Annotated in this window: 11 protein-coding genes; 9 read left to right on the top strand and 2 right to left on the bottom strand. The window is 48.6% G+C overall.

Features of this window, described 5'->3' with window-relative positions; translation table 11 throughout:
• The first annotated feature begins 318 nt into the window (after positions 1 to 318).
• From NDI34_RS09085 to NDI34_RS09050, 8 genes are all read left to right on the top strand, one after another.
• The gene (locus NDI34_RS09085; RefSeq protein ID WP_190524680.1) at positions 319 to 1,242 is read left to right on the top strand and encodes an isopeptide-forming domain-containing fimbrial protein; all 924 of its coding nucleotides are present in this window, start codon (positions 319 to 321) and stop codon (positions 1,240 to 1,242) included.
• Positions 1,242 to 5,300, top strand: coding sequence for a hypothetical protein (locus NDI34_RS09080; RefSeq protein ID WP_348232477.1), 4,059 nt, complete (start codon positions 1,242 to 1,244; stop codon positions 5,298 to 5,300). Before NDI34_RS09085 ends, NDI34_RS09080 begins: the two co-directional genes overlap by 1 nt.
• 62 nt (positions 5,301 to 5,362) lie before the next feature.
• Positions 5,363 to 7,471 (top strand): OmpA family protein, encoded by a 2,109-nt coding sequence (locus NDI34_RS09075; RefSeq protein ID WP_348232476.1) that lies wholly within the window; start codon positions 5,363 to 5,365, stop codon positions 7,469 to 7,471.
• Positions 7,472 to 7,576: 105 nt separating this feature from the next.
• Positions 7,577 to 10,651, top strand: a complete 3,075-nt coding sequence (locus NDI34_RS09070) for a hypothetical protein (RefSeq protein WP_348232475.1) — start codon at positions 7,577 to 7,579, stop codon at positions 10,649 to 10,651.
• A 178-nt stretch (positions 10,652 to 10,829) separates the two neighbouring features.
• Positions 10,830 to 15,806, top strand: coding sequence for an SdrD B-like domain-containing protein (locus NDI34_RS09065; RefSeq protein WP_348232474.1), 4,977 nt, complete (start codon positions 10,830 to 10,832; stop codon positions 15,804 to 15,806).
• 74 nt (positions 15,807 to 15,880) lie between these two features.
• The gene (locus NDI34_RS09060; RefSeq protein ID WP_190415615.1) at positions 15,881 to 16,489 is read left to right on the top strand and encodes a pseudouridine synthase; all 609 of its coding nucleotides are present in this window, start codon (positions 15,881 to 15,883) and stop codon (positions 16,487 to 16,489) included.
• A 223-nt stretch (positions 16,490 to 16,712) separates the two neighbouring features.
• A complete protein-coding gene (locus NDI34_RS09055) occupies positions 16,713 to 19,025 on the top strand; it encodes a serine/threonine phosphatase (protein WP_348232473.1) in 2,313 nt (770 codons plus the stop codon).
• A gap of 77 nt (positions 19,026 to 19,102) precedes the next feature.
• Positions 19,103 to 20,377 (top strand): protein kinase, encoded by a 1,275-nt coding sequence (locus NDI34_RS09050; RefSeq protein ID WP_190985886.1) that lies wholly within the window; start codon positions 19,103 to 19,105, stop codon positions 20,375 to 20,377.
• On the opposite strand, the gene NDI34_RS09045 is transcribed toward NDI34_RS09050, so the two are convergent.
• On the bottom strand, positions 20,374 to 20,595 hold the full coding sequence (locus NDI34_RS09045; protein WP_190415607.1) for a DUF4327 family protein: 222 nt from the start codon (positions 20,593 to 20,595) through the stop codon (positions 20,374 to 20,376). The two genes, NDI34_RS09050 and NDI34_RS09045, sit on opposite strands and share 4 nt — an antisense overlap.
• 312 nt (positions 20,596 to 20,907) lie before the next feature.
• On the opposite strand from NDI34_RS09045, the gene NDI34_RS09040 reads away from it, so the two are divergent.
• On the top strand, positions 20,908 to 21,792 hold the full coding sequence (locus NDI34_RS09040) for a lipid kinase (protein ID WP_190985906.1): 885 nt from the start codon (positions 20,908 to 20,910) through the stop codon (positions 21,790 to 21,792).
• 23 nt (positions 21,793 to 21,815) lie between these two features.
• Here NDI34_RS09040 and NDI34_RS09035 read toward each other — a convergent pair whose 3' ends face one another.
• On the bottom strand, positions 21,816 to 22,094 hold the full coding sequence (locus NDI34_RS09035) for a hypothetical protein (RefSeq protein ID WP_348232472.1): 279 nt from the start codon (positions 22,092 to 22,094) through the stop codon (positions 21,816 to 21,818).
• Between the last annotated feature and the right edge of the window lie 17 nt (positions 22,095 to 22,111).

Genomic DNA, 22,111 nt, shown 5'->3' with positions numbered 1-22,111 from the left:
TTCGCGCTCAAGAACCGGCTAATGCAAAGGCAAAAAACAAATATTAATAATTTTTAGTTAATTTCATCTGCCAAAAGCAATAAAAATTTTATTAAGGCAGAAATAGAAAATATTCCTATAGCAATATTCCTTCAAAAATTCTCTTGCGGAAGAGACTCAGATACAGGTATTGTCGTAGATCGTAGAAACCTGGTAGTGTAAGTTTCACCTAATCAGGGTCTATACCCCTCAGGGAGCATCAGGGAGTCTACTACCACAATTTCTTTATCTCTCTAACAGTCCAGCAATGGGGTGTTTTGTTTAGTTAATCTCTGAAGAATGAAATCCCTGCAACCTCTGTTGGGGCGTACCTACCTGCGTCTAACAGCTATCCTAACGTGTTCGTTTGCTTTTGCTTTTCAGTCGTTGCCCGTTAGCGCAATAGACATCTTGAATACCGCCTCTGCTGCGGGTGACAATCTCCCCCCAGAAGGCGTGAAATCCAATGAAACTTCAGTCACAGCAGGTCAAGCGGCTCTAGAACTGATCAAAACAGGCGATCGCGCCGCAGCAGAACCGGGCGACACGGTTGTTTATCGCTTGGCGTTGAAAAATACCGGCACAGCCACTGCCAGCAATATCAGCATTACAGACACCCTACCTGTGGGCTTACGGTATGTGCCGGAGTCCTTGCAAGCCTCGCTGACCACTGGCTCCAGTACTGCCCAAATCACTATACAACCCGCTACTACGTCCAACCGGACAGTTACCTTTAATTTTCCTAAACTTGAGCCGAACCAAACCCTGAACGTGGTTTATGCCGCCGTGGTAACGCCAGACGCTATTCGCGGTAACGGGAGAAATCAGGCACAAGAAACCAGGAGCAACATCGCCAGCCATCAGTTGCGGATTCGACCCGGCATTTTGTCAGACTGTGGCACCCTGATTGGGCGAGTATTTGTCGATAAAAACTTTGATGGCGAACAGCAGCCAGGAGAACCAGGAGTGCCCAATGCTGTAATTTTTATGGATGACGGCAACCGCATCACGACCGATGCCAACGGTTTATTCTCACTTGCCAATGTTATCTCTGGCTACCGCACCGGCACGCTGGATTTAACCAGTCTACCGGGCTACACTCTGGCTCCCAACCAAAAATTTATTGAGCGCAATAGTCAGTCCCGCCTGGTGCAACTCGAACCGGGAGGATTAGTACGGATGAATTTCGGGGTGACACCCACCTATCGGGAGGGCAAGCAGTGATGAACCAGGCAAAAGGCAAAAAGCAGCCGCCAAAAGATGGGATTTTGGCGTATTTCTCGTTCTTTTTACTGTTTACTTTTTATTTCTTACTTCCTCGCTCCGCAAAGGCAAATGAACTGTCTGCACCCCCTCAAGGTGGACTCGCAGAAGATTCTGAGTTTGCAATTAAAAATTCCACCACTCTCCCTGCAATCGAGCAGGCGGCTGCCCTAGAGAGGACACCAGAGAATTCAGAAGTCTTGGGCACAAATTCTGAATTCGCCGTCCAAGATTCAGCAGAAATTCTAGATTTAGCTCAAAATACTATACCGACGGATTCACCCCTCCCTTCAGTAGAGACGGTAACGGTAGAGGAATCGGCAAAACCAGCAACAGCAGCGCCCAGCCTCGTAGCGCCTGAAAATACCGCACCGACGGCTCCACCCCTTCCCGAACTTCGAGAACAGGTTGGGACAGCGCCTGAGAACTCGACAACGATCGTACCAACTGCCACCGAGCTGAGACAGTCGATCCCTCAAACAAATGCCCAGCAAACCTCTCAGCAAACTTCCGATGGGACTCTGGCACCTACCGAAGTTCGGATTCTGACTCCTGAAAGTGGAGTATTGGGGGAGGCTTCTACAAACCTCGTCGTCCAGTACCACACCCAAGCTCAGGTAAAAGTCAGCGTCAACAAAAAACCACTGGATGCCAAAACATCCACCCAGATAGAGCGAGACGAAGCCCAAAACATCATCACTCAGGTTTGGTACAACGTCCCTCTAGAGAAGGGAGAGAACACAATTACAGTGCAAGCGAATAACGGCACCTCGGCAAGTGTCAAGCTAACTGTAAAAAGGACAACTGCCCAAACCTTAGAAATTGCTCCGGTGAGCGATGCTCGGATTCCCGCTGATGGGCGATCGCTATTGCCCCTAGCAGGGAGAATCACCAATGAGAAAGGCGAATTAATCCGCGAAGATACAGTTGTCACTTTAACGACGAGCGCCGGTAAGTTTGTCGGTGCTGACGAGGACAAAGATCGAGCCGGATTTCAGGTGATTGCCAGAGGAGGACAATTTACCGCCCAACTGCAATCGGGTTTGGAAGCGCAGAAAGTCCGCATTCGAGCTGCTACAGAGGGGAATCGGTTAGAGGGAATTCGGGTTGGGAAAGACGCTCATCCTACCCCCATTAACCAATCCCCAAACGCTAATCCCCTATCTCCCAATCTCCAGCAATATCCCATCCCCTCGAATACCCAATACCCGCCAGTACCGCCGACTGATAACCCCGTCGCTTATACCCAAGATGAAATATCCGCTAACACCCTTTCCGCTAACACCCTAGAAACTTATACGCAGGTAGAATTTATCACTAATCTGCGCCCTTCCTTGGTTTCAGGCGTGGTGAATCTGCGGATTGGTCCTAAAGGAACAAATTTCTGGGGGCCGCGCCGGGAGTTTCTGAATCCGGATACCCTCGACGAGGGCACCAATATCGATTTGAGTGCTGCTGTTTTCGCTACGGGTAAGGTAGGGGAATGGCTGCTCACGGGGGCATATAATAGCGCTCGTCCGCTCAACCAAACTTGCGATGGCATCACCACCCTGTTCCGGGGACCGCAATTCTGCGAACAACAATATCCCGTCTATGGCGATAGCTCTACCGTTGATTATCTAACCCCTTCAAAAGACAGCCTGTATTTCCGTCTGGAACGCACTTCCCCAGTTTTTGGTGCCGAACCAGACTATGTAATGTGGGGAGATTACAACACCACCGAATTCGCCCGCGCCTCCCAGCTATTTAGCGCTACGTCTCGCCAGCTACACGGGTTCAAGGGCAACTATAACCTGGGCAATCTGCAAATCACTGCCCTCTATAGCCCGGATGTCGAAGGATTCCAGCGAGATACCGTTGCTCCCAATGGCACCAGCGGCTATTACTTTCTGTCCCGTCGTCTGCTTGTCCCTGGTAGTGAAAGTGTTTTCCTGGAAACAGAAGAAATTAATCGTCCGGGAACAGTGACATCGCGCAAACCTCTCGTTCGCGGGCCTGACTACGAAATTGATTACGACCGGGGGACGCTCCTTTTCCGCCGTCCCATCTTCGCCACGCGATTTGACCCGTTTGGCGTGACTCAGGTGCAGCGAATTGTCGTCACTTATCAGCATGAAGGGGTTGATAGCGAAGAGACAAATATTTATGCGGGACGAGCGCAGTATAACTTCTCACAGGACTTGAATCGCCAAGCTTGGGTGGGAGGTAGCTATTTTCGGCAAGATGAGGGATTGCAGGATTTTGAGCTATTGGGTGCGGATTTCCTGTTCCCCCTAGGGAATAGCGGTCAAATTGTTGGGGAATATGCCCGCTCAGCCCATAATTCTCCCTTTAACGGAGATGTGAACGGCAATGCTTATCGACTAGAAGCGTATGGTGCGATCGCTAAAAGCATTCTCGCTCGCGCTTATTACCGTTCTGTCGAGGAAAATTTCTCCAATAATGCGACAACCAGTTTTACCCCCGGTCAAACGAGATACGGCGCAAATATTGCTGCCCAGCTTAGCCAAACCACTTCGCTGACTGCTAGCTACGACCACGAGGTAAATTTCGGTACGGCACCCTTAGAACGGGTGGAATTCTTTGATATTTTTAACCCTCAACCCCAACCGACACCCGGTGAAAAAGTCGATAATTCTCTAACCACGGTTCGCGCCGGAATTCTGCAAAAGTTTGGGGCTTCAGACCTCAGCTTAGAATACGTCAATCGCTCCCGTGACGACCGTATCGGCGACACCTTCGATAGCAACGCCAGCCAAATTGTCTCTCGCCTCAACGTTGCTTTAAATGATGCCCTCACCTTTCGGGCACAAAATGAACTGAACTTGGGAAACGGCAGCGATGCCCTTTATCCCGACCGTACTACCTTTGGGCTGGATTGGGCAGTGATGGAAGGGGTAGCTTTGCGACTCGCCCACCAATTTGTAGACACTAGAGTCTTTGGTCGAAATTCCATCACCAGCCTGGACACACTGGTAGAACAAAAACTCGGCGAAAACACCTCCATTACAGGTCGCTACTCGATTATCAGCGGCTTCAACACCATCACCGGGCAAGGGGCGGTCGGGTTAAACCACCGTTGGGTTGTTGCCCCTGGATTGCGAGTCCATTTGGGTTACGAGCATATCTTTAGCGACCTGTTTAGCCGCACCGCCGCCGGACCGCGATTTGAACAGCCCTACGCTACTGGACAAAGTGCTTCCTCCTTAGGACTCAGCGGCGGCGACGCTTACAGTGTTGGGGTGGAATATACCGACAATCCCAATTTCCAAGCATCCGCCCGATTCGAGCATCGTACCGGCTCTGGCGGCAGTAACACCGTGATTTCTGGCGCTGCTGCCGGTAAACTCTCTCCCTCCTTGACTGCTTTGGTGCGCTATCAACAGGCAAGTGCTTCTAACCAGTTGTTATACGCCTTGGGAGACACCATGAATGTCAAGCTGGGCATGGCTTACCGCAATCCCAATTCTGACAAGTGGAATGGTTTGTTGAGTTATGAATATCGCCGCAACCCCTCCACAATCCCAGAGACGTTGCTACTAGGGAGTGGCACGGGTTACAGAGATCACATCATCGCTGCGGAGGCGATTTATGCTCCTTCCTGGCGGTGGGAATTTTATGGCAAATATGCCATGCGAAACAGCACTACCGATTTAGCGAATAACTTCAGCAACTCTTCGACGGTGTTTCTGGCACAGTTCCGGACGATGTACCGGCTGGGATATCGGTGGGATGTGGCGGGGGAAGCTCGTTGGATTGGACAACCCGATACGAATTTTAATGAAACCGGCTTTGCGCTAGAGGCAGGTTATTATGTGACGCCAGACTTGCGAGCTTCTCTGGGATATAGCTTTGGCAGTGTAGATGACCGCGATTTTAGCGGTTATCGGTCGGAAGGTGGTGTTTATTTTGGCTTAACACTGAAGGTAAATGAACTACTCGGCGGCTTCGGGCGACAAAAAGTGTCACCGCCTCAGCAGCAAGAATCCCAGGTGCAACCAGTCGCGGTAGAGAGGTAATGGGTAATCGGTAAAGAATGACCAATTATCAATCACCGATCGCTAATCACGAATGACTACAGATGAACGCTAAAAAATTTCTCTTACCTTTTGTTTTTTTACTGTTGCCTATTTCTGCAACTGCTCAGACAGAAAATTTAAAAGTAGTTGTTAATAGCAACCAGGATGGAGCAGTTAACCCAGATGATGCCTTAACGCTGCGGGAAGCGATTGAGATTGTCAATGGGACATTACCCTTAGATCGTCTTAGTAGTGCCGAACAAAACCAGGTTTCAAGTAATGTTGGTACGGGTTCGCTGATTGCTTTTAATTTGCCATCAGCAGATACTACCATCCGCCTCGTCGATGTGTTGCCACCATTAGCTCGTGCGGAATTAATTGTTGATGGTACAACTCAACCAGAGTATGAACCCGAAGGGACGGCAACTGCCGAGATTGCAATTCCGATTCCGGTAGTCGCGATCGCTCCCGCAGCCGATAGAGAAGTCTTCCGGGGCTTAACAGTTGTTGCGGATGGGGTGACAATTCGCGGATTAAGCCTCTACGGTTTCACCTCCCGCCACCGCGCCACTGCTACCTTGCCACCCGCAGACATTTTTATCGATAATCCTCAGTCTGCTGCAATTAAGGGAGCCGCGAATGGTCAAAAGTTACCCGAGAACCGGGAAAGCGAACCATCACCAATCTCCAATTCCCCGAAAAATGTAGTCATTGAGAACAACTGGTTAGGGATTCCGCCGGATCAAAGTGTACCGCAGCAAACTTCGGCATTTGGGGTATTTGTATTTAACAGCTTGGGGACAACAATCCAACGAAACCGGATTTCTTACCACGATGGCAGCGGAATTATTACCTCTGTCCAAGCTCAAAATTTGCAAGTGACAGAAAACATTATTGTTGGCAACGGGATTGCGGGAATGCCCGATGCAATTCGCTTAGAAGGGATGATTGATAAGACGCAGGTTAGCGCCAACTTGATTTGCGGCAACGATGGCAGCGGCGTCTTTTTATTTAAACCCCAAGGTGCGGCGCAAATTAATAATAACCAAATTATTTATAACGGTCGTCGCTTGCGTCGGGCAGCAGTTTACCTGATGGGGAACGATCATCAGGTAATCAATAACCAAATTGGTCATCAAACCGGACCGGGTGTCGTGGTTGCATCTTATCCCAAGAGCGATCGCAATCTCATTCAATCCAATCGTTACTTTGATTTAGCCGGTTTGAGCATCGACTTAATTGCTCAACAAAATACAGGTGTCCAAGAGTACCAACGGGGAGATGGTCCCAATCCACCCCGGAATTCGCCCAATCGTCGCTTGGATACAGCTAACTCAGCGATTAATGCCCCCCAATTCATTAGCCGCGAATTTTTTGTACTCGGTAATAAAACGAATCTGTCTGGAACTGCCGATCCGGGTTCTCAGGTGACAATTTATCGAGTCGAGGAGAATAGCGAGACGCCCTATGCTTCCTTAAGAGAACCGCTGACAACAGGTGCAGCAGATGACGAGGGAAAATTTAGCCTCACGCTCGATAATTTACAACCAGGAGATATAGTTAGCGCGATCGCTACAATCCCAAAATACGGCACCTCTGAACCCGCTGCCAATGCTGAAATTGTGTCACCGTCACCAGTCGGCGACCGGGTGAACCTCTCTTCCACCAACTTTACCAGTACGAATATATTACGAAACAGACTGCGGACAATTCCTCAATGTACCACCGCACCCGCTCCTCCAGTGGTACAAGTGCCGCCGGAAGAACCACCACCAGAACCCATCCGCATCCAGGTGCCAACCAACGTCCACTTTGCTCTCGACAAAGCCACGATTAGTCCAGAAAGTGCCAGAGTTCTGGATCGAATTGCCGAAGTTTTACAAGCAAATCCCCCGATTGTGATTGAGCTTCGAGGTCACACCGACCCTCGTGCCAGCGATGCATATAATCTTGACTTGTCAAATCGGCGAGCGATCGCAGTGAGAAATTATTTATTGCGTCAAGGCATTGCCCCAGAACGCATGACAATTCGCGCCTTGGGTGAATCTCAACCGCGAGTAACTGGAAGAAACCGTCTAGATTATGCCCGGAATCGTCGGGTCGAATTTATCTTCCAAGATGCCAGAGGCATCGAGCTATTTGTCCAAGAAGAAGATTTGCAGTTGGAGTAGGAAAAAGGCTCTAATGCTCTCATGTAAAGAAAAAATAATTCTTGATGAGAGCCTTTTACTTTTTGATGATATTGCCAGACGAAGTGTGAGGAAACTGTTAGTTTGATGTTGAAATTTTACCTGTATTCCCCAACAAATCAAACTCCCCTTAGCCGCTGGAGCCGTTTTTGCGGCAGCCTTGCCCTTGCCATTTGTGCTATTAGTGCTGCCAGTAAAGTTGCATATGCTGAAGGCAGCCGGGAACTGACCAATAACCCAGGCAATCGCCCATTTTTAGAATATCGAAACGCCCCCTTTGAGACTACTGATATACCGCGTCGAACCAGAATTCGGGTTTTCGCGAAGGCAGGAGAAACAATCTACCTTGGTTCCAGTGCCGTCGGTGTTGGAGATGGCGAGATCCAATATAGACCGCCTAATAGCAATGCTTTTACTTCTTGTGGTGCAGGTATCGGTAAGATCGAAAACCGAGCGCAAGAGGAAGCAGGCCCTCTACCTGTCAATCCCCAAGGCTACAGCCCCTGCACAATTACGGCAATCCAAACTTCATCTGCTGGAGATGGCATTTGGGAAATCGACTTTGTCAGCCCAGATCCTCAAAGCGATAACAATCCGTACGAAAATAGCGCCAATGCGCCTCAAATACAAAACAGCTATAGCTGGACAGCAACAGATCAGCTGAATGATGTTCCTTGGGTTTTAGCTTGGGATGTCACAGTCGCCAACGGAAATCAACCTATCCCCGGTCGAGCCTATGCAAATTATTTTTCTCTCAACTTGGGAGCCAATGGGCGAAGTCTCCGTTCCAAAGCCTTTGTTTTGACTGATGAAGGCTATCAGTACCAAATCGATTTAAATGGTCTCGATCCCTTTGGATTTATCTTTTTTGCCAATAACAAAGGTTTTACGGCAAATCCAAACGGCGGTCCGATTTACCAATCTGTTCCGCTTATAGGAAGTAACGTATATAACCCGGATCAGCCAGATTTCGGGACGGATGTCACCTATAAAATCTTCTTTAATCAACCCAGTTCTACCCTGCCGCTGCAAGCACCCATAACTCCAGCCAGTGGTGGTCAGACATGGCTACTGACACCAGCCGTGGCACCCCCTACTCCCACTGATTTTAAATTTACAGGCACAGAGGGAACTAACGGTCAGGCGGGTACAACTACTCCATTGGGAGGAAATTTTAGCTTTAACACCCCGGCATCGGGCAGCTACCAGATTATTCTTGATCTCAACCAAGACAAAAAATACGGTACTGGAAACGATCGCATACTAGTAGGAACCGCAGATGTTGGGATCAACACTGTACCTTGGGATGGCTTAGATGCGAATGGAGCGACTATCCCTCCTAGTAATATCGCTTACGGTGCCCAAATCGTACTTAGTGCCGGTGAAATTCATTTTCCATTTCTAGATCCTGAAAGCAACCCGAATGGCTTGAAAATCCTGCGGCTTAATAATCCCACTCCGGCAAGTAATCCGGCACCGCCTCCTGATAGGGTCTACTATAATGACGCTCCTTTAGTAGAAAACCCGCCTCCCCCAGAAGCACCTAACCCTCTGAGCGCCCTAGCAGGGATTTCCAGCAGCAATGGTGCCCATGCATTTCAAGGGGTTGGTAAGGAAGGTTTTGGTAATAACAGAGGTATTGATACTTGGACATACTACCCATCTACACTCACCAATCTTGAGCAAGGCATCACCATATCCGAAGCCGATTTGCAGATTCAAAAAACGCTGGTGACGAGTCCAGTGGTTGCAGGCAGTCCTGTTACCTACACCCTCACCGTTACCAACAACGGCCCCTCTAACGTGACTGGAGCAACGGTAACAGATAACGTTCCGGAGCAAATCACTGGAGTTACTTGGACTTGCGCCATTACAACCGGAACTGGTAGTTGCGGACAACCTAGCAGTACGGGAAATGCTATCAACACCACGGTCAATCTCAACAGTGCAGCTGTTGCTACCTATACCGTCACAGGTGCCATCTCTCCGATCGCCCCATCTGAGCAATTGAGCAATACGGCAACGGTCACGCGACCGAAAGATGTGACCGACCCCAATCCCAACAACAACACATCAAGCTCTACAACTACCATTCAACCTAACCCCGTTACGCCCACTGGCATCAAATCAGTTCGTCTGGTCACAGACGCAGATGCTAGCGCTTCCGTCACCACTGGAGATACGGTTGAATTCACGATTACCTATGTTAATAACTCCGTGACCCCTGTCACTAACTTCCTAGCGACCGACAGCCTTGATGCCACTAAGTTGAGTTTTGTTGCTGGCAGTTATAGCTTTACAGCCTCCGGTACGGGGACAACAGTGACACAAAATCCCAACTACAACGGTACAACTGACCCGAACCTTACCAATCCGACAGCTTTGGGCACATTAAGTGGATATGGTGGTCGGGTAGTCATCAAGTTTCAGGCAATTATTACAGCGGCTGCTGGCGTGCAGATTAGCAACCAAGCTGTTGCTACATCAACAGGTGGCACGGTTAACTCATCGGTTACAGATGCCATTCAAGGAAATGGTGACTTGCCTCAAATTGTAGATGATGGAATTAATCAAGGAAACCTTCCAAATACTGGGGATGATGACCCGACTGTGCTGACGGTCGCTTCATTTGGGAACGCGAATCTGCGTTTGGTGAAACGAATCACATCTGTGACTAGAAACGGTGCGCCGCTGAGTGGGATTAACTTTAATAGTTTTGTAGATGACCTAAACAGCGACAATGACAATGCATCTGGCTGGTCGCAATTGTCGCCAGTAGGAGTTTCTACCATAGCGGCTGAAACAGCTTTGAGAAGCGGCGACGAAGTCGAATACACCATTTATTTTCTCTCTGATGGAACGGCTCCAGCTAACAATGTCAAATTCTGCGATCCGATTCCAACAGGGACAAGCTTTATCGCCGATAGTTTTGGTTCGGGTGCGGGAATTTCGGTGAATCGTGCTGGAACAATTGCCCCCCGGACTAATGTTTTAGATGCAGACGAAGGGACATTTCTCTCGCCACTTGCTCCTTTACCTGCGGGCAATGCTTGCCCTAACCAAAATAATGCTGATGGGGCAGTAATTGTGAATTTGGGTAATATTTCTAATGCAACAGGTAGCAACTATGGTTTTACCCGCTTTCGCGTCAAAATAAACTAAACAAAGTTGTATTTTTTTGCTTTTAGAGGGTAAATTTAACAAAAAAAATTCGATTTTAAAGCTAAAATTAAAAATTAAAAATTCTTAGGGGCTATATTATTCCAGGGTTTTGCAACACCAAGATTTTATTGCCCGCTGCCTTCGACAACATTATTTGTTACAGCTTTAAAAATTACTCATGCAACTACGATTCAGGCAGCCTTTGCAATTATCATCCAATTCTTATTGCCCTCTACAGAATTTTAAGCTTTGGCTAGTTGGTGGCACAGCAACTATTGCAGCCTTAATTGGAAATCCCAGCGTCACTTCGGCTCAAACTACCTTTCCATCTGTGCCAGGACTAAACTTTCAAACAAGTGGGCGACAACGCTGCGCTAATGTTGGTGACTGGTATACCACAAATGGCTTAACTCCCTGTTCGCCTACCAGTATCACTCCAACCACCAGTACCGATAAAATTCATCGCATCAGCGTAAGCATTACTCCAGCAATGATTGCTGCGGGAGGGGGAAGCGTTACTATTACGGTCGAGGATGCAGAGAGTAATGGAGCATTAGATGAGGTTAATGATGCTGATATAGGAACCCTTATTTGTCCACCGACTGGAGCTACCACTTGCGACCCGACTCGCTTTCAATTACGGGATGCAACTGGAAACCTTCTTCAGAGTCAAGTAATTGGAACGAATACTGGCACAAATGCTGCCAATAATACATCTGTTGTTTTTACCGTCAACCAACCTGATACATACCAAGTCACGAGTGAGACAGGAGCAGAACCAATCTTTGGTAATAATGCAACTAACCTCAATGACGATGACAATACTTTTAAAGTAATTGTTTCTCAGAGTGGTGGATTAGTTGGTAACTTCCAAGGTACTGTTCAGCAAAACACTGAAGATAACCTGACAATCCCGTTCTATTTTCTACTCGGTCCTACTAGTAATGGTACGAGTAATTTATTCTTGCGAAATTTTGACCTAGATAATGGTGGAACCGTAACTTATATTCGTCCCAACGGCTCTTCAATACAAGGCACAGGATCAGGTAATACTGTTTGGAATGGTGGACTCAACAATCTGAACAATGGAGGCGACAACTTAACTGCAACGAATACCAAGTTAGCTACGGGTGGTGATGCTGGAATATGGAGGTTGAGAATTAACAATTTCACTCCTGACAATCAAATTCTTATTGAGTCAAATGCAGATGGAAGCCGCTTACCTTTGTTTGACCAGCTTCCTACCACAGCAGGTAACTTCACGATTACGCCAAGCGATACGCTTTCAACTACACTTCTTACCCCTATAGATCACCCATTTACTGTCAAAAATAACTTTTTTACAAATGACATTATCAACCTGACAGCTACAGGAACCAATGCGAATTATACGGTGCAATTGTTGGATGCTTCGGGTAAGGCTTTACCAGATACTGATAGCAATGGAGTTCCTGACACGGGAATTTTAACTCCAGGGCAAACTGGGAACTTTATTTTGCGCGTGACTCCAAATGCTGGGGCAACTACTGCTGACACTACGCAGATAAATGCAGTTTCCTTCATGGATAACAAGGTCGATCCAGCGAATAACACTACGCAATTTGTTAATAAAACTACTACCATCACTCCAAGCAGCACTGGCTCGATTGGCGACTTAGTTTTCAATGACCTGAATGCAAACGGAACTCAAGACTCTGGAGAACCTGGTTTAGCAAATGTCACTATTACTCTAAGAGATGCCAACGGCAACGTCATTGGCACTACTACAACAGATGCCAACGGCAACTACAGCTTTCCCAATCTGCCAGCAGGCGGCTACACGGTGGAAGCGACCGATCCGACAGGCTTTAACATCACTACAGGTAGCAACCAAGTCCCTGTTAATCTGGCAGGGGGACAGACGGTTAACAATGTGGATTTTGGCTATAGCCAGCCGTCAGGGGGTACGATTGGCGATCGCGTCTTCAACGATCTAGACGGCGATGGCACTCAAGATGCTAACGAACCTGGAATTAGCGGCGTCACCGTTACACTAAAAGATGCCAACGGCAACGTCATTGCCACCGCTACAACAGACGCCAACGGCAATTACAGCTTTACCAATCTCCCTGCTGGCAGTTACACGGTGGATGCGACCGATCCGGCTGGATTTACCCTGACTACGGGCAACGACCCCTTTTCTGTTAATCTGGCAGCGGGTCAAACTGTGAATAATGTGGACTTTGGCTACCATCAGCCGGGGGGGAAGATTGGTGACTTAGTCTTCAATGATACTAACGGGAATGGCACTCAAGACCCTGGAGAACCCGGTTTAGCCGGTGTCACGGTTACTCTCACAGGCCCAAGCGGCACCTTAACCACGACGACGGACGCCAATGGCAACTACAACTTTAGCAATTTGCCAGCAGGTAGCTACAGCATCACAGTTACCGATCCAACTGGCTTCACCCTGACTACTAGCAACGAACCCTTCAACGTTAACCTCGCTCAAGGTCAGACCATCAGCAACGTGGATTTTGGCTTCCGCCAGACAGGCTCAATTGGCGACTTAGTCTTCAATGATACTAACGGGAATGGCATTCAAGACCCTGGCGAACCCGGTTTAGCAAATATTACCGTTACCCTGAAAAATGCCAATGGTACGGCGATCGCCACAACAACAACGAACGCTAATGGCAACTACACGTTTACCAATCTGCCAGCAGGCAGCTACACGGTGGAAGCGACCGATCCGACAGGCTTCACCCTGACCACGAACAACGATCCATTCTCGGTTAACTTGGGAGCGGGTCAAACTGTCAATAACGTGGACTTCGGCTATCGTCAGACCAACGCCTCCATCGGCAACTCAGTGTTTAATGACTTGAACAATAACGGCATTCAAGACCCTGGCGAACCAGGCATCGGCGGCGTCACCGTTACTTTAACAGGCCCAGGCGGCACCACCGTTACCACGACGACTGATCCTAACGGGAACTATATCTTCAGCAATCTGCCAGCAGGCAACTATACCGTTGCCGTCAACAATCCTCCCCCTGGATTCAATCCAACTGCCACTCCTGCCGCCATCAATCTAGAAACGGGTCAAAACGTCACCAACGCCGATTTTGGTTTCCGCCAACCACAGGGAACGATTGGCGATCGCGTCTTTAATGACACCAACGGTAACGGCATTCAGGATGCTGGAGAACCAGGCATCAGCGGCGTTACCGTCACTTTAACAGGCCCAAATGGCACCGTCACCACGACGACGGACGCCAATGGTAACTACAATTTCAGTAATCTGCCAGCAGGCAACTATACCGTTGCCGTCAACACCCCCCCGACTGGCTTCACTGCCACTGCCACTCCTTCTGCCATCACTCTGGCAACGGGTCAAAATGTTGACAACGCCGACTTTGGCTTCCGCCAGCCGAACAATTCTATCGGTACTCTTGTCTACAACGACTTGAACGGCAACGGCATTCAGGATGCTGGCGAGAAAGGCATTAGTGGTGTCACCGTTACTTTGAAAGATGCCAACGGTAACGTCATTGCCACCACTACAACAGATGCCAACGGCAATTACATCTTCAATAATCTGCCAAATGGCACCTACATTGTCGATGTCACCGACCCGACCGGCTTTAAGCTAACAAGTAACAACGATTTACTTTCCGTTACTATCTCACCTAATAATCCAAACTTCTCTAATGCCAACTTTGGCTTCCTTGCGGGAGGTACGATTGGCGATCGCGTCTTTAACGACACTAACGGCAACGGCATTCAGGATGAGGGTGAACCAGGAATTAGCGGTGTCGCCGTTACACTAAAAAATGCCAACGGTGCTGTCATTGCCACCACCACCACGGACGCTAACGGCAACTACAATTTCAGCGGTCTACCACTCGGCAACTACATCGTCGAAGTCGCCGATCCGGCTGGATTTACGCTGACGACTAACAACGACTCTTCCCCGGTCAGCCTTACAGCCGCAGCACCAATTGTCAATAACGTGGACTTTGGCTTCCGCCAGGCCAATGGTTCTATTGGTGACCTAGTGTTTAATGACTTGGATGGTAATGGTACTAAAGACCCGGATGAACCAGGAATCAGCGGCGTTACCGTCACGCTGAGAGATGCCAACGGCAACATCATTGCTACCACCACCACGGATGCTAACGGCAACTACAGCTTCACCAATCTACCAGTCGGCAACTACATTATCGATGTCACAGATCCGGCTGGCTTTACGCTGACGACTAGCAACGACTCAGTTCCTGTAACCTTCACTCCTGGTAAAGCCGTCACCAATATCGACTTTGGCTTCCGCAAGCCGGGTGCTTCTTTTGGCAATCGCGTCTTTAACGATACTAACGGCAACGGCACTCAAGACGCTGGTGAAACCGGGATTGGTGGTGTTACTCTCACGCTAAAAGATGCCAACGGCAACATCATTGCCACCACCATCACGGACGCCAATGGAAACTACGTCTTCAGCGGTCTTGCCGCAGGCACTTATACGGTAGAAGTCAGCAATCCCCCTGGTTTGACCCTAACCACTAACAATGCCTCATTCCGCGTTACTGTCACCGCCAATCAGACGGTCACTAACGCCGATTTTGGCTTCCGGCAGGCTACACTCGGTGCTGGAAATTTACGTTTGGTGAAACGAATTACCAATGCAACGAGAAATGGCGTTCCGATTAGCGGAATTAATTTCAGCAGCTTTGTAAATGATCCAAATGACCAAAATGATGATGTTCCGGGCTTTGCTCAACTGTCCCCAGTAGGAGTTGTCAAAGTACCATCAGAGAATGCTTTGACTAGCGGCGATGAAGTTGAATACACCATCTACTTCCTATCGGATGGTGGTAGCCCAGTCAATAACGTTAGATTCTGCGACGCGATTCCATCCGGGACTACGTTTATTAGCAATAATTTTGGGTCAGGTAGCGGGATTTCGCTGAATCGCGCGGGAACAGTTACTAACCAAACGAATGCCTCAGATACAGATGCTGGGGTATTCTTATCACCTTTGGCTCCATTGTCTACGGGAAACGCTTGCTCTAACCAAACTAATCCTGACGGGTCGGTTGTTGTAAATTTGGGTGATGTTTCTAATGTTGCTGGTAGTAACTTTGGTTTTGTCCGTTTCCGCGTCAAAATCAATTAATGGGCTGTGGGTAATCGGTCATCGGAATGAACAATTACCAATTACCCATTTTCCAATTCCCAACACCTTGATTTGTGTACCGATATCTGATTTTTTACAAGCCTTATGGCGTCTTAACTCAGTTTACGGACAACACTCCAACTGAGCAGAAACGCAGCACGCTGAAAGATTACATTCCCGTTCCCTCGGTTTATCCAGTCGGTCGTTTGGATTGGGATAGTGAAGGATTGTTGCTGTTGACGAATGACGGGCAAATGCAGCATCGCTTGAGCAATCCTCGATTTGGGCATCCCCGGACTTACTGGGTGCAGGTGGAACGTATTCCGGATGAAGAGGCGCTGAGACATTTGCGCGAAGGTGTGGTTATTCAAGATTACCGGACGCGAAAGGCATTGGTGCAGTTGTTACCCGATGAACCACAACTACCGCCTCGCGATCCACCGATTCGCTTTCGCAAGAATGTGCCGACAGCATGGGTGGAAATGACTTTGACGGAGGGACGGAACCGGCAAGTACGACGGATGACGGCGGCGGTAGGGTTTCCGACGCTGCGGCTGGTGCGAGTTGCGATCGCTCACTTGTCTCTTGTGGGTCTAGAACCCGGACAGTGGCGCGATCTAACTTCAATTGAGTTAGAACTATTAAAGAAGCTGTGTCAAACTGATGCTAGCCGCATTCAGTAGTGATGAGTTGCGATCGCTATCCACTGAGCGATCGCGTAATGTAGACGTAGCACGAATCATTGAGGGTGCAAGACGTGCGTATGGCATCCCCGTCTGCTAACGCTGACCTTAAGACTTCTACCCGTTGAAGTTGGAAGCTTCGATTGTGACGTGGCAAACTAGATCGCAGTTACTTTGTCTCCCTTAAGTTAAAACACCACACGGGAATCGAGGAAGTTCCGCCATGCTTGTCTGTCCCCAGTGTCAGTTTGAAAATCCAAATACCAACAAGTTTTGTCAAAAATGTGGAACTTCCCTAACCCACAAAGTTTGCCCTGAATGCACAACTCAAGTGCCATTTAATCTCGTAGAGTGTCCCAAATGTGGTGCCACGACGGGAACGGTGTGGTGGGCAATTCTCTCGAAAGATTTAAACTCGCAAGTCGCCGCAGCCGCCACTCCCATGCTTGGGCAGGAAGCGGCAACATCTGATTCTCGCGAAAATATGGAAGTTGCAGAGAGCGCCCCGACTGCTGAAACAACACCGCCGTCACCGGCTGCGGCTTCAGACGCAGCTACAATGCCAGCAGACCTTACAGTTGAAGTTGACCTGGACGGGGCAACTGTACCCTTGCCAAACGCTTCAGGGGCCGGGGAGTTGCAGGCAACCTCTTCACTAGAGGAAAACACTTTATTCGCAAATTCTTCAGCTTCTACAATGTCACCCTCCGCATCTGTTTCATCAACAGATGCTCAGACTCCAATGGCGGAGAACGAATTAACCGCCTCAAGTTCGGCTGCGGACACTTCCACACAGACAACCCCTGAAAATAGCAGTAGCGGGGAGACTCAATTAACGCCACAGGTTGTATATTTAGACCCTCAACAGCGTTATCAATTGCTAGACTCCCTACCGACCAATTCGGACAGCGCTGAGGTGATGGTGAGAGTTTTGGATTGCCAGCCGTTCCAAAAAGCTCCGCTGACCGCCATTATGGAGCAGCTACAAGGTGCTGAAGCAGCGAATGCTGCAAGTAGCTCGGAATCGATGTCTTCTGCGGCGGAATCGGTCAAAAACCGTAATTTTATTGACCAGACGCTGAATGTAAATTCTTTAGCCGCCAAAAGTATTCCCAATATTGCACAAGCCTATTTGGATTTACAGAATAAGTTGTCCCCGACCCTGCCAGCGATTCACGATGCATGGCAGCAGGACAGAACTTCCGTTGTGCTGTTAGAAGACCGTTCCCAGTGGCCTCTCCTTAATGACTTGGACAATGATGCTCAAATTCCGCTGTTGCAGATTTTGTACTGGCTAGATGAAATGACGAAATTGTGGGTAGCACTAGAACCCTGGCAAATGCGTCAGAGTCTGCTGGAGCTATCAAATCTGCGGGTGGATGAAGATCAGACACTGTGCCTGCAACGCTTGTATAAAGAGCCAGCCAACGCAACCCTGTCACTCGAAAATTTGGGGCAAGTGTGGCAAAAATTATTTGAACTATCAGGGCGATCGCAATTAGATTCTCTGGATCAACTATTGGTTAACCTACAAAGCGGTAAGATTCAAACCCCCTTAGAGCTGAGAGCGCAGCTACAAGCGATCGCTCAAGAACAAGAAGAATCTCAAACCTCAAAAACTCGGATTCAGCCACCCCTCACCTCAGAAGATCGCGTTCCTGACACCAGCGAGGGCGATGATATGCCCACCATCATCCTGCCAATGCAGTTGCTCAGTCTCGACGATGCGGGTACCACGGATATCGGGCGGCAACGCGAACACAATGAAGACAACTTCGGCATCAACACAGAAGTTAAAAAGCAGGAAACTCCACTAGGTCGAACCGTCCAAGCGCGGGGGCTGTATATTCTCTGCGATGGCATGGGAGGACACGCTGGGGGCGAAGTGGCAAGTGTGATGGCGGTGGACACCGTTAGGCGCTATTTCCAAGACAATTGGCAAAACCGTTTACCAACAGAAGACCGCATTCGAGAGGCAGTGCTTTTAGCCAATAAAGCGATTTTTGATATTAACCAACAGCAAGAACGCTCTGGCTCTGGACGAATGGGGACGACCCTTGTCATGGTTTTGATTGAGGATACGAAGGTAGCGATCGCTCATGTTGGGGATAGCCGCCTGTACCGTCTCAGCCGCAAACGCGGTTTAGAACAAATTACAATCGACCACGAAGTGGGTCAACGGGAAATCCAGCGCGGGGTAGATCCTGCCATCGCCTACGATCGACCTGATGCTTACCAGCTGACCCAAGCTTTGGGACCGCGAGACGAAAATTTTGTCCGTCCTGATGTCCAATTTTTGGAACTCAATGAAGATACTTTATTGCTTCTGTGTTCCGATGGTTTATCAGACAACGACCTCATAGAAACTCACTGGCAAACTCACCTTTTGCCTCTCTTAAGTTCTAGAGCCAACCTAGATCAGGGTCTTTTGCAACTCATTGACCTCGCCAATCAGCACAACGGTCACGATAACATCACAGCGGTGGTTATCCGAGCGAAAGTGCGACCAAACCTGGATCAACATCAGATGTTTTAAAAGTTTTGAATTTTGAGTTTTGAGTTTTGAATTCAAACTTAAAACTCAAAACTTAAAACTAATAACTCAAAACTATTATGGTTACGCTGACCCTTCTCGATCCATCGTCTACCTCTCCGCAGCAGTGGAACTTCCAAAGAGCATCCACGATTCGGATTGGTCGCGCCCCTGATAATGACGTAGTTCTGAATGATGGCATGGTTTCCAGGCACCATCTAGAACTTCGGAAAGTAGGCAACTCATCTAGTAGCAACGGAGGCACCCCATCCGTCCAATGGTTGTTGGTCAATCAAGGCACGAACGGCACCTTTGTCAATGGCATCCTGATTTCTCAGGGGATGGTATCAGATGATTCCCTCATTCAACTGGCGCGAGGAGGCCCGGTACTAAAATTTCAACTCAGTAGCACAGAAGAGCCAGCAACCCTCTCTCAGAAGTCTGGAGAAAGGGCACGCAGTATTCCAATCCCACAGCCAGCAGTCAGTTCTGAAGCAGCTTGTTCTCACGCCGGAAATCCGCCGGGGAATTTGTTCTGCATCCACTGCGGGCAACCTCTAGTAAAGATACATCGCCACATCCGTCAGTATCAGGTGTTGCGGACGCTAGGACAAGGAGGAATGGGCACCACTTACCTTGCCTGGGACCCTGAACGTTTGCGCGGGGAGGCTCTCGTGGTGTTAAAGGAAATGAATGCCGATATGGCACAAAATTCTAAAGCCAGAGAACTCTTTGAACGAGAAGCTCGTACCCTCAAGACACTGCATTATTCAGGGATTCCGCAGTATTATGACTTTTTTGTAGAGGCTGGCAAGAAATACCTGGCAATGGAGCTGATCCAAGGCGAGGATTTAGAAAAGCGCATCTATCTAAAGGGGCCAGTACATCTTAAACAGGCGATTGAGTGGATGATTCAAGCCTGTGACATCTTGGGCTATATCCACAGTCAAGATCCGCCCCTCATTCACCGGGACATTAAACCGGCAAATTTGATGGTGCGCTTTCGGGACAATCAGGTGGTTGTTTTGGATTTCGGGGCAGTCAAAGAAATTGGCACGCCACCAGGCACACGCATTGGTGCCCCAGATTATAGCGCCCCAGAACAAGATCGGGGTCAGCCAGTGACACAATCAGATTTATATGCAATCGGGCCGACCCTAATTTTTCTATTAAGTGGTGAAAGCCCCCAAAAGTTTTATAAACGAAAGGGGATGGGTTACAGATTCAATGTCGAAGGAATGCCGACAATTACACCCCAACTGCGGATAGTGATAGAGAAAGTGACAGAACCCCGACCGAGCGATCGCTATCAATCAGCATGGGAACTTTCCCAAGCTTTAACCGCCTGCCTTTAATCCTCGTCTTCCCAAGCTTCAACCGCCAGCAATTCGCTGACTGGATCTTGCATGGTAAATCCAAATTCCAACAGTTCTTTTTTCCAGTAAGACCACTCATCTCCATAGAGGAGAGCGATTTTCCAGAGTTTATCTGTGGGCTTGATAATATTCGATGTTACAAGTGAATGCATTTGACGCTGCATTTTCACCATTGGGTGAATTACTTGCTGAGTCATAGGGTCTAGAAATCAGTTTTGTAAATACTACGAAGTAAAAAAGCTTCCCGCTTCTGAGATTTAATGCGTAGAATTCTATGCGCTAGGGAAGCAATCCTTTATCCTTGTAGCGTATATCAGGGTGTTCTGGCAAGTGTTTTGACAAGTTTTGTACGGAAATTACTACCGTTGCATCCGCTAAGAGCGATTTGAAGCTCCTTTGCAACACAACTAGACAGTATCGCAGGCTGCAATCGGAAGCATATACTTGAGGCTGGGAGGATTGGGGTAATTTCTTTCTACCAATGACCGATTTCCCTCAAAACAATGCAAATGAGTCAGCGGGCACTGCTGTTAGTGAATCCGAATGCTCGACGAGGTCAAGACGCCAGACGGCAAGCAGTTGAACAATTGCAACAACTGGGTTTTGAACTAGTAGAGGAAAAGAGTGAAAATCCCAAGCAGTTTTCCGAACTGATTCGGAAACACTGCCAACAGGTTGATTTGGTCATCATTGGGGGTGGAGATGGCAGTGTCAATGCAGCAGTCGAAGGATTGCTAGATACTGACTTACCTTTGGGAATTTTGCCTTTAGGCACTGCCAATAATCTGGCAAGAACCCTCAATATTCCCCAGTCGCTACCAGAGGCTTGTCAAATCATTGCCAATGGTCAAATTCAACGGATTGACTTGGGCTGGGTGAACGGACAATATTTTTTCAATATTGCTAGTCTGGGGCTGAGTGCAGAAGTCAACCGCAGAGTCTCCAAAAGATTGAAGCGCCATTGGGGCGTTTTTGCTTATATTGCTACAGCAGTGCAAGTCATCTCGACTGTGCGACCGTTTTGGGTTGATATCCATTGGGAAGGTCAGTCTATCGAAGTAAAAACTTTGCAGATTACGGTGGGAAATGGTCGCTATTACGGCAGTGGCTTAGTGATTGCGGATGATGCCACCATTGACGACCAAAGGCTGGATCTGCAAAGTTGGGAAATTAAGCATTGGTGGGAACCACTGCCGTTGGTATTTGCTGCTTTGCGCGGAAAATCTGCGATAGGTAGGGGGGTGCGTACCATCCAGGGTAAAGACATTGAGTTATATACTCGAAAACCTTATCCAATTAATACCGATGGGGAAAGAACAACGGAGACGCCAGCCCGATTTCGGGTGATTCCGCAAGTTCTATCGGTTTTTGTGCCGTCATCTAGCGAAAGGTAGATAAATAGGATAAGAGCGATCGCTTACTCTGGATCGATACCGAGCGATCGCAGTCGTTCAGCCAACCGTTCGGCGCGTTGTCGTTCTTGTTCTAGTTGGGATTGAGCCTGTTGAGCTTGCGCTTGAGCTTGCTGAGCTTGCACTTGAGCCTGTTGAGCGGCTTCTTCTGGGGTCGGTACGCGATCGCCTTCTGGAGTAAAGTAGCGGGTAGTGCCAAAGATGTAATGATAGAGAAGTAGAGTTTCTCGCTGTCCTTCTTCCATGCCTGCCTGCCCAACTTGTGCATCTACCCACACGGTCAAGAATGGTCGTATTCACA

It is taken from the genome of Trichocoleus sp. DQ-U1, from assembly GCF_039961925.1.
GTDB lineage: Bacteria > Cyanobacteriota > Cyanobacteriia > Cyanobacteriales > FACHB-T130 > FACHB-T130.
The sequence above is the reverse complement of the archived record's forward strand: the minus strand, read 5'-3'. Positions and strand labels throughout refer to the sequence as shown.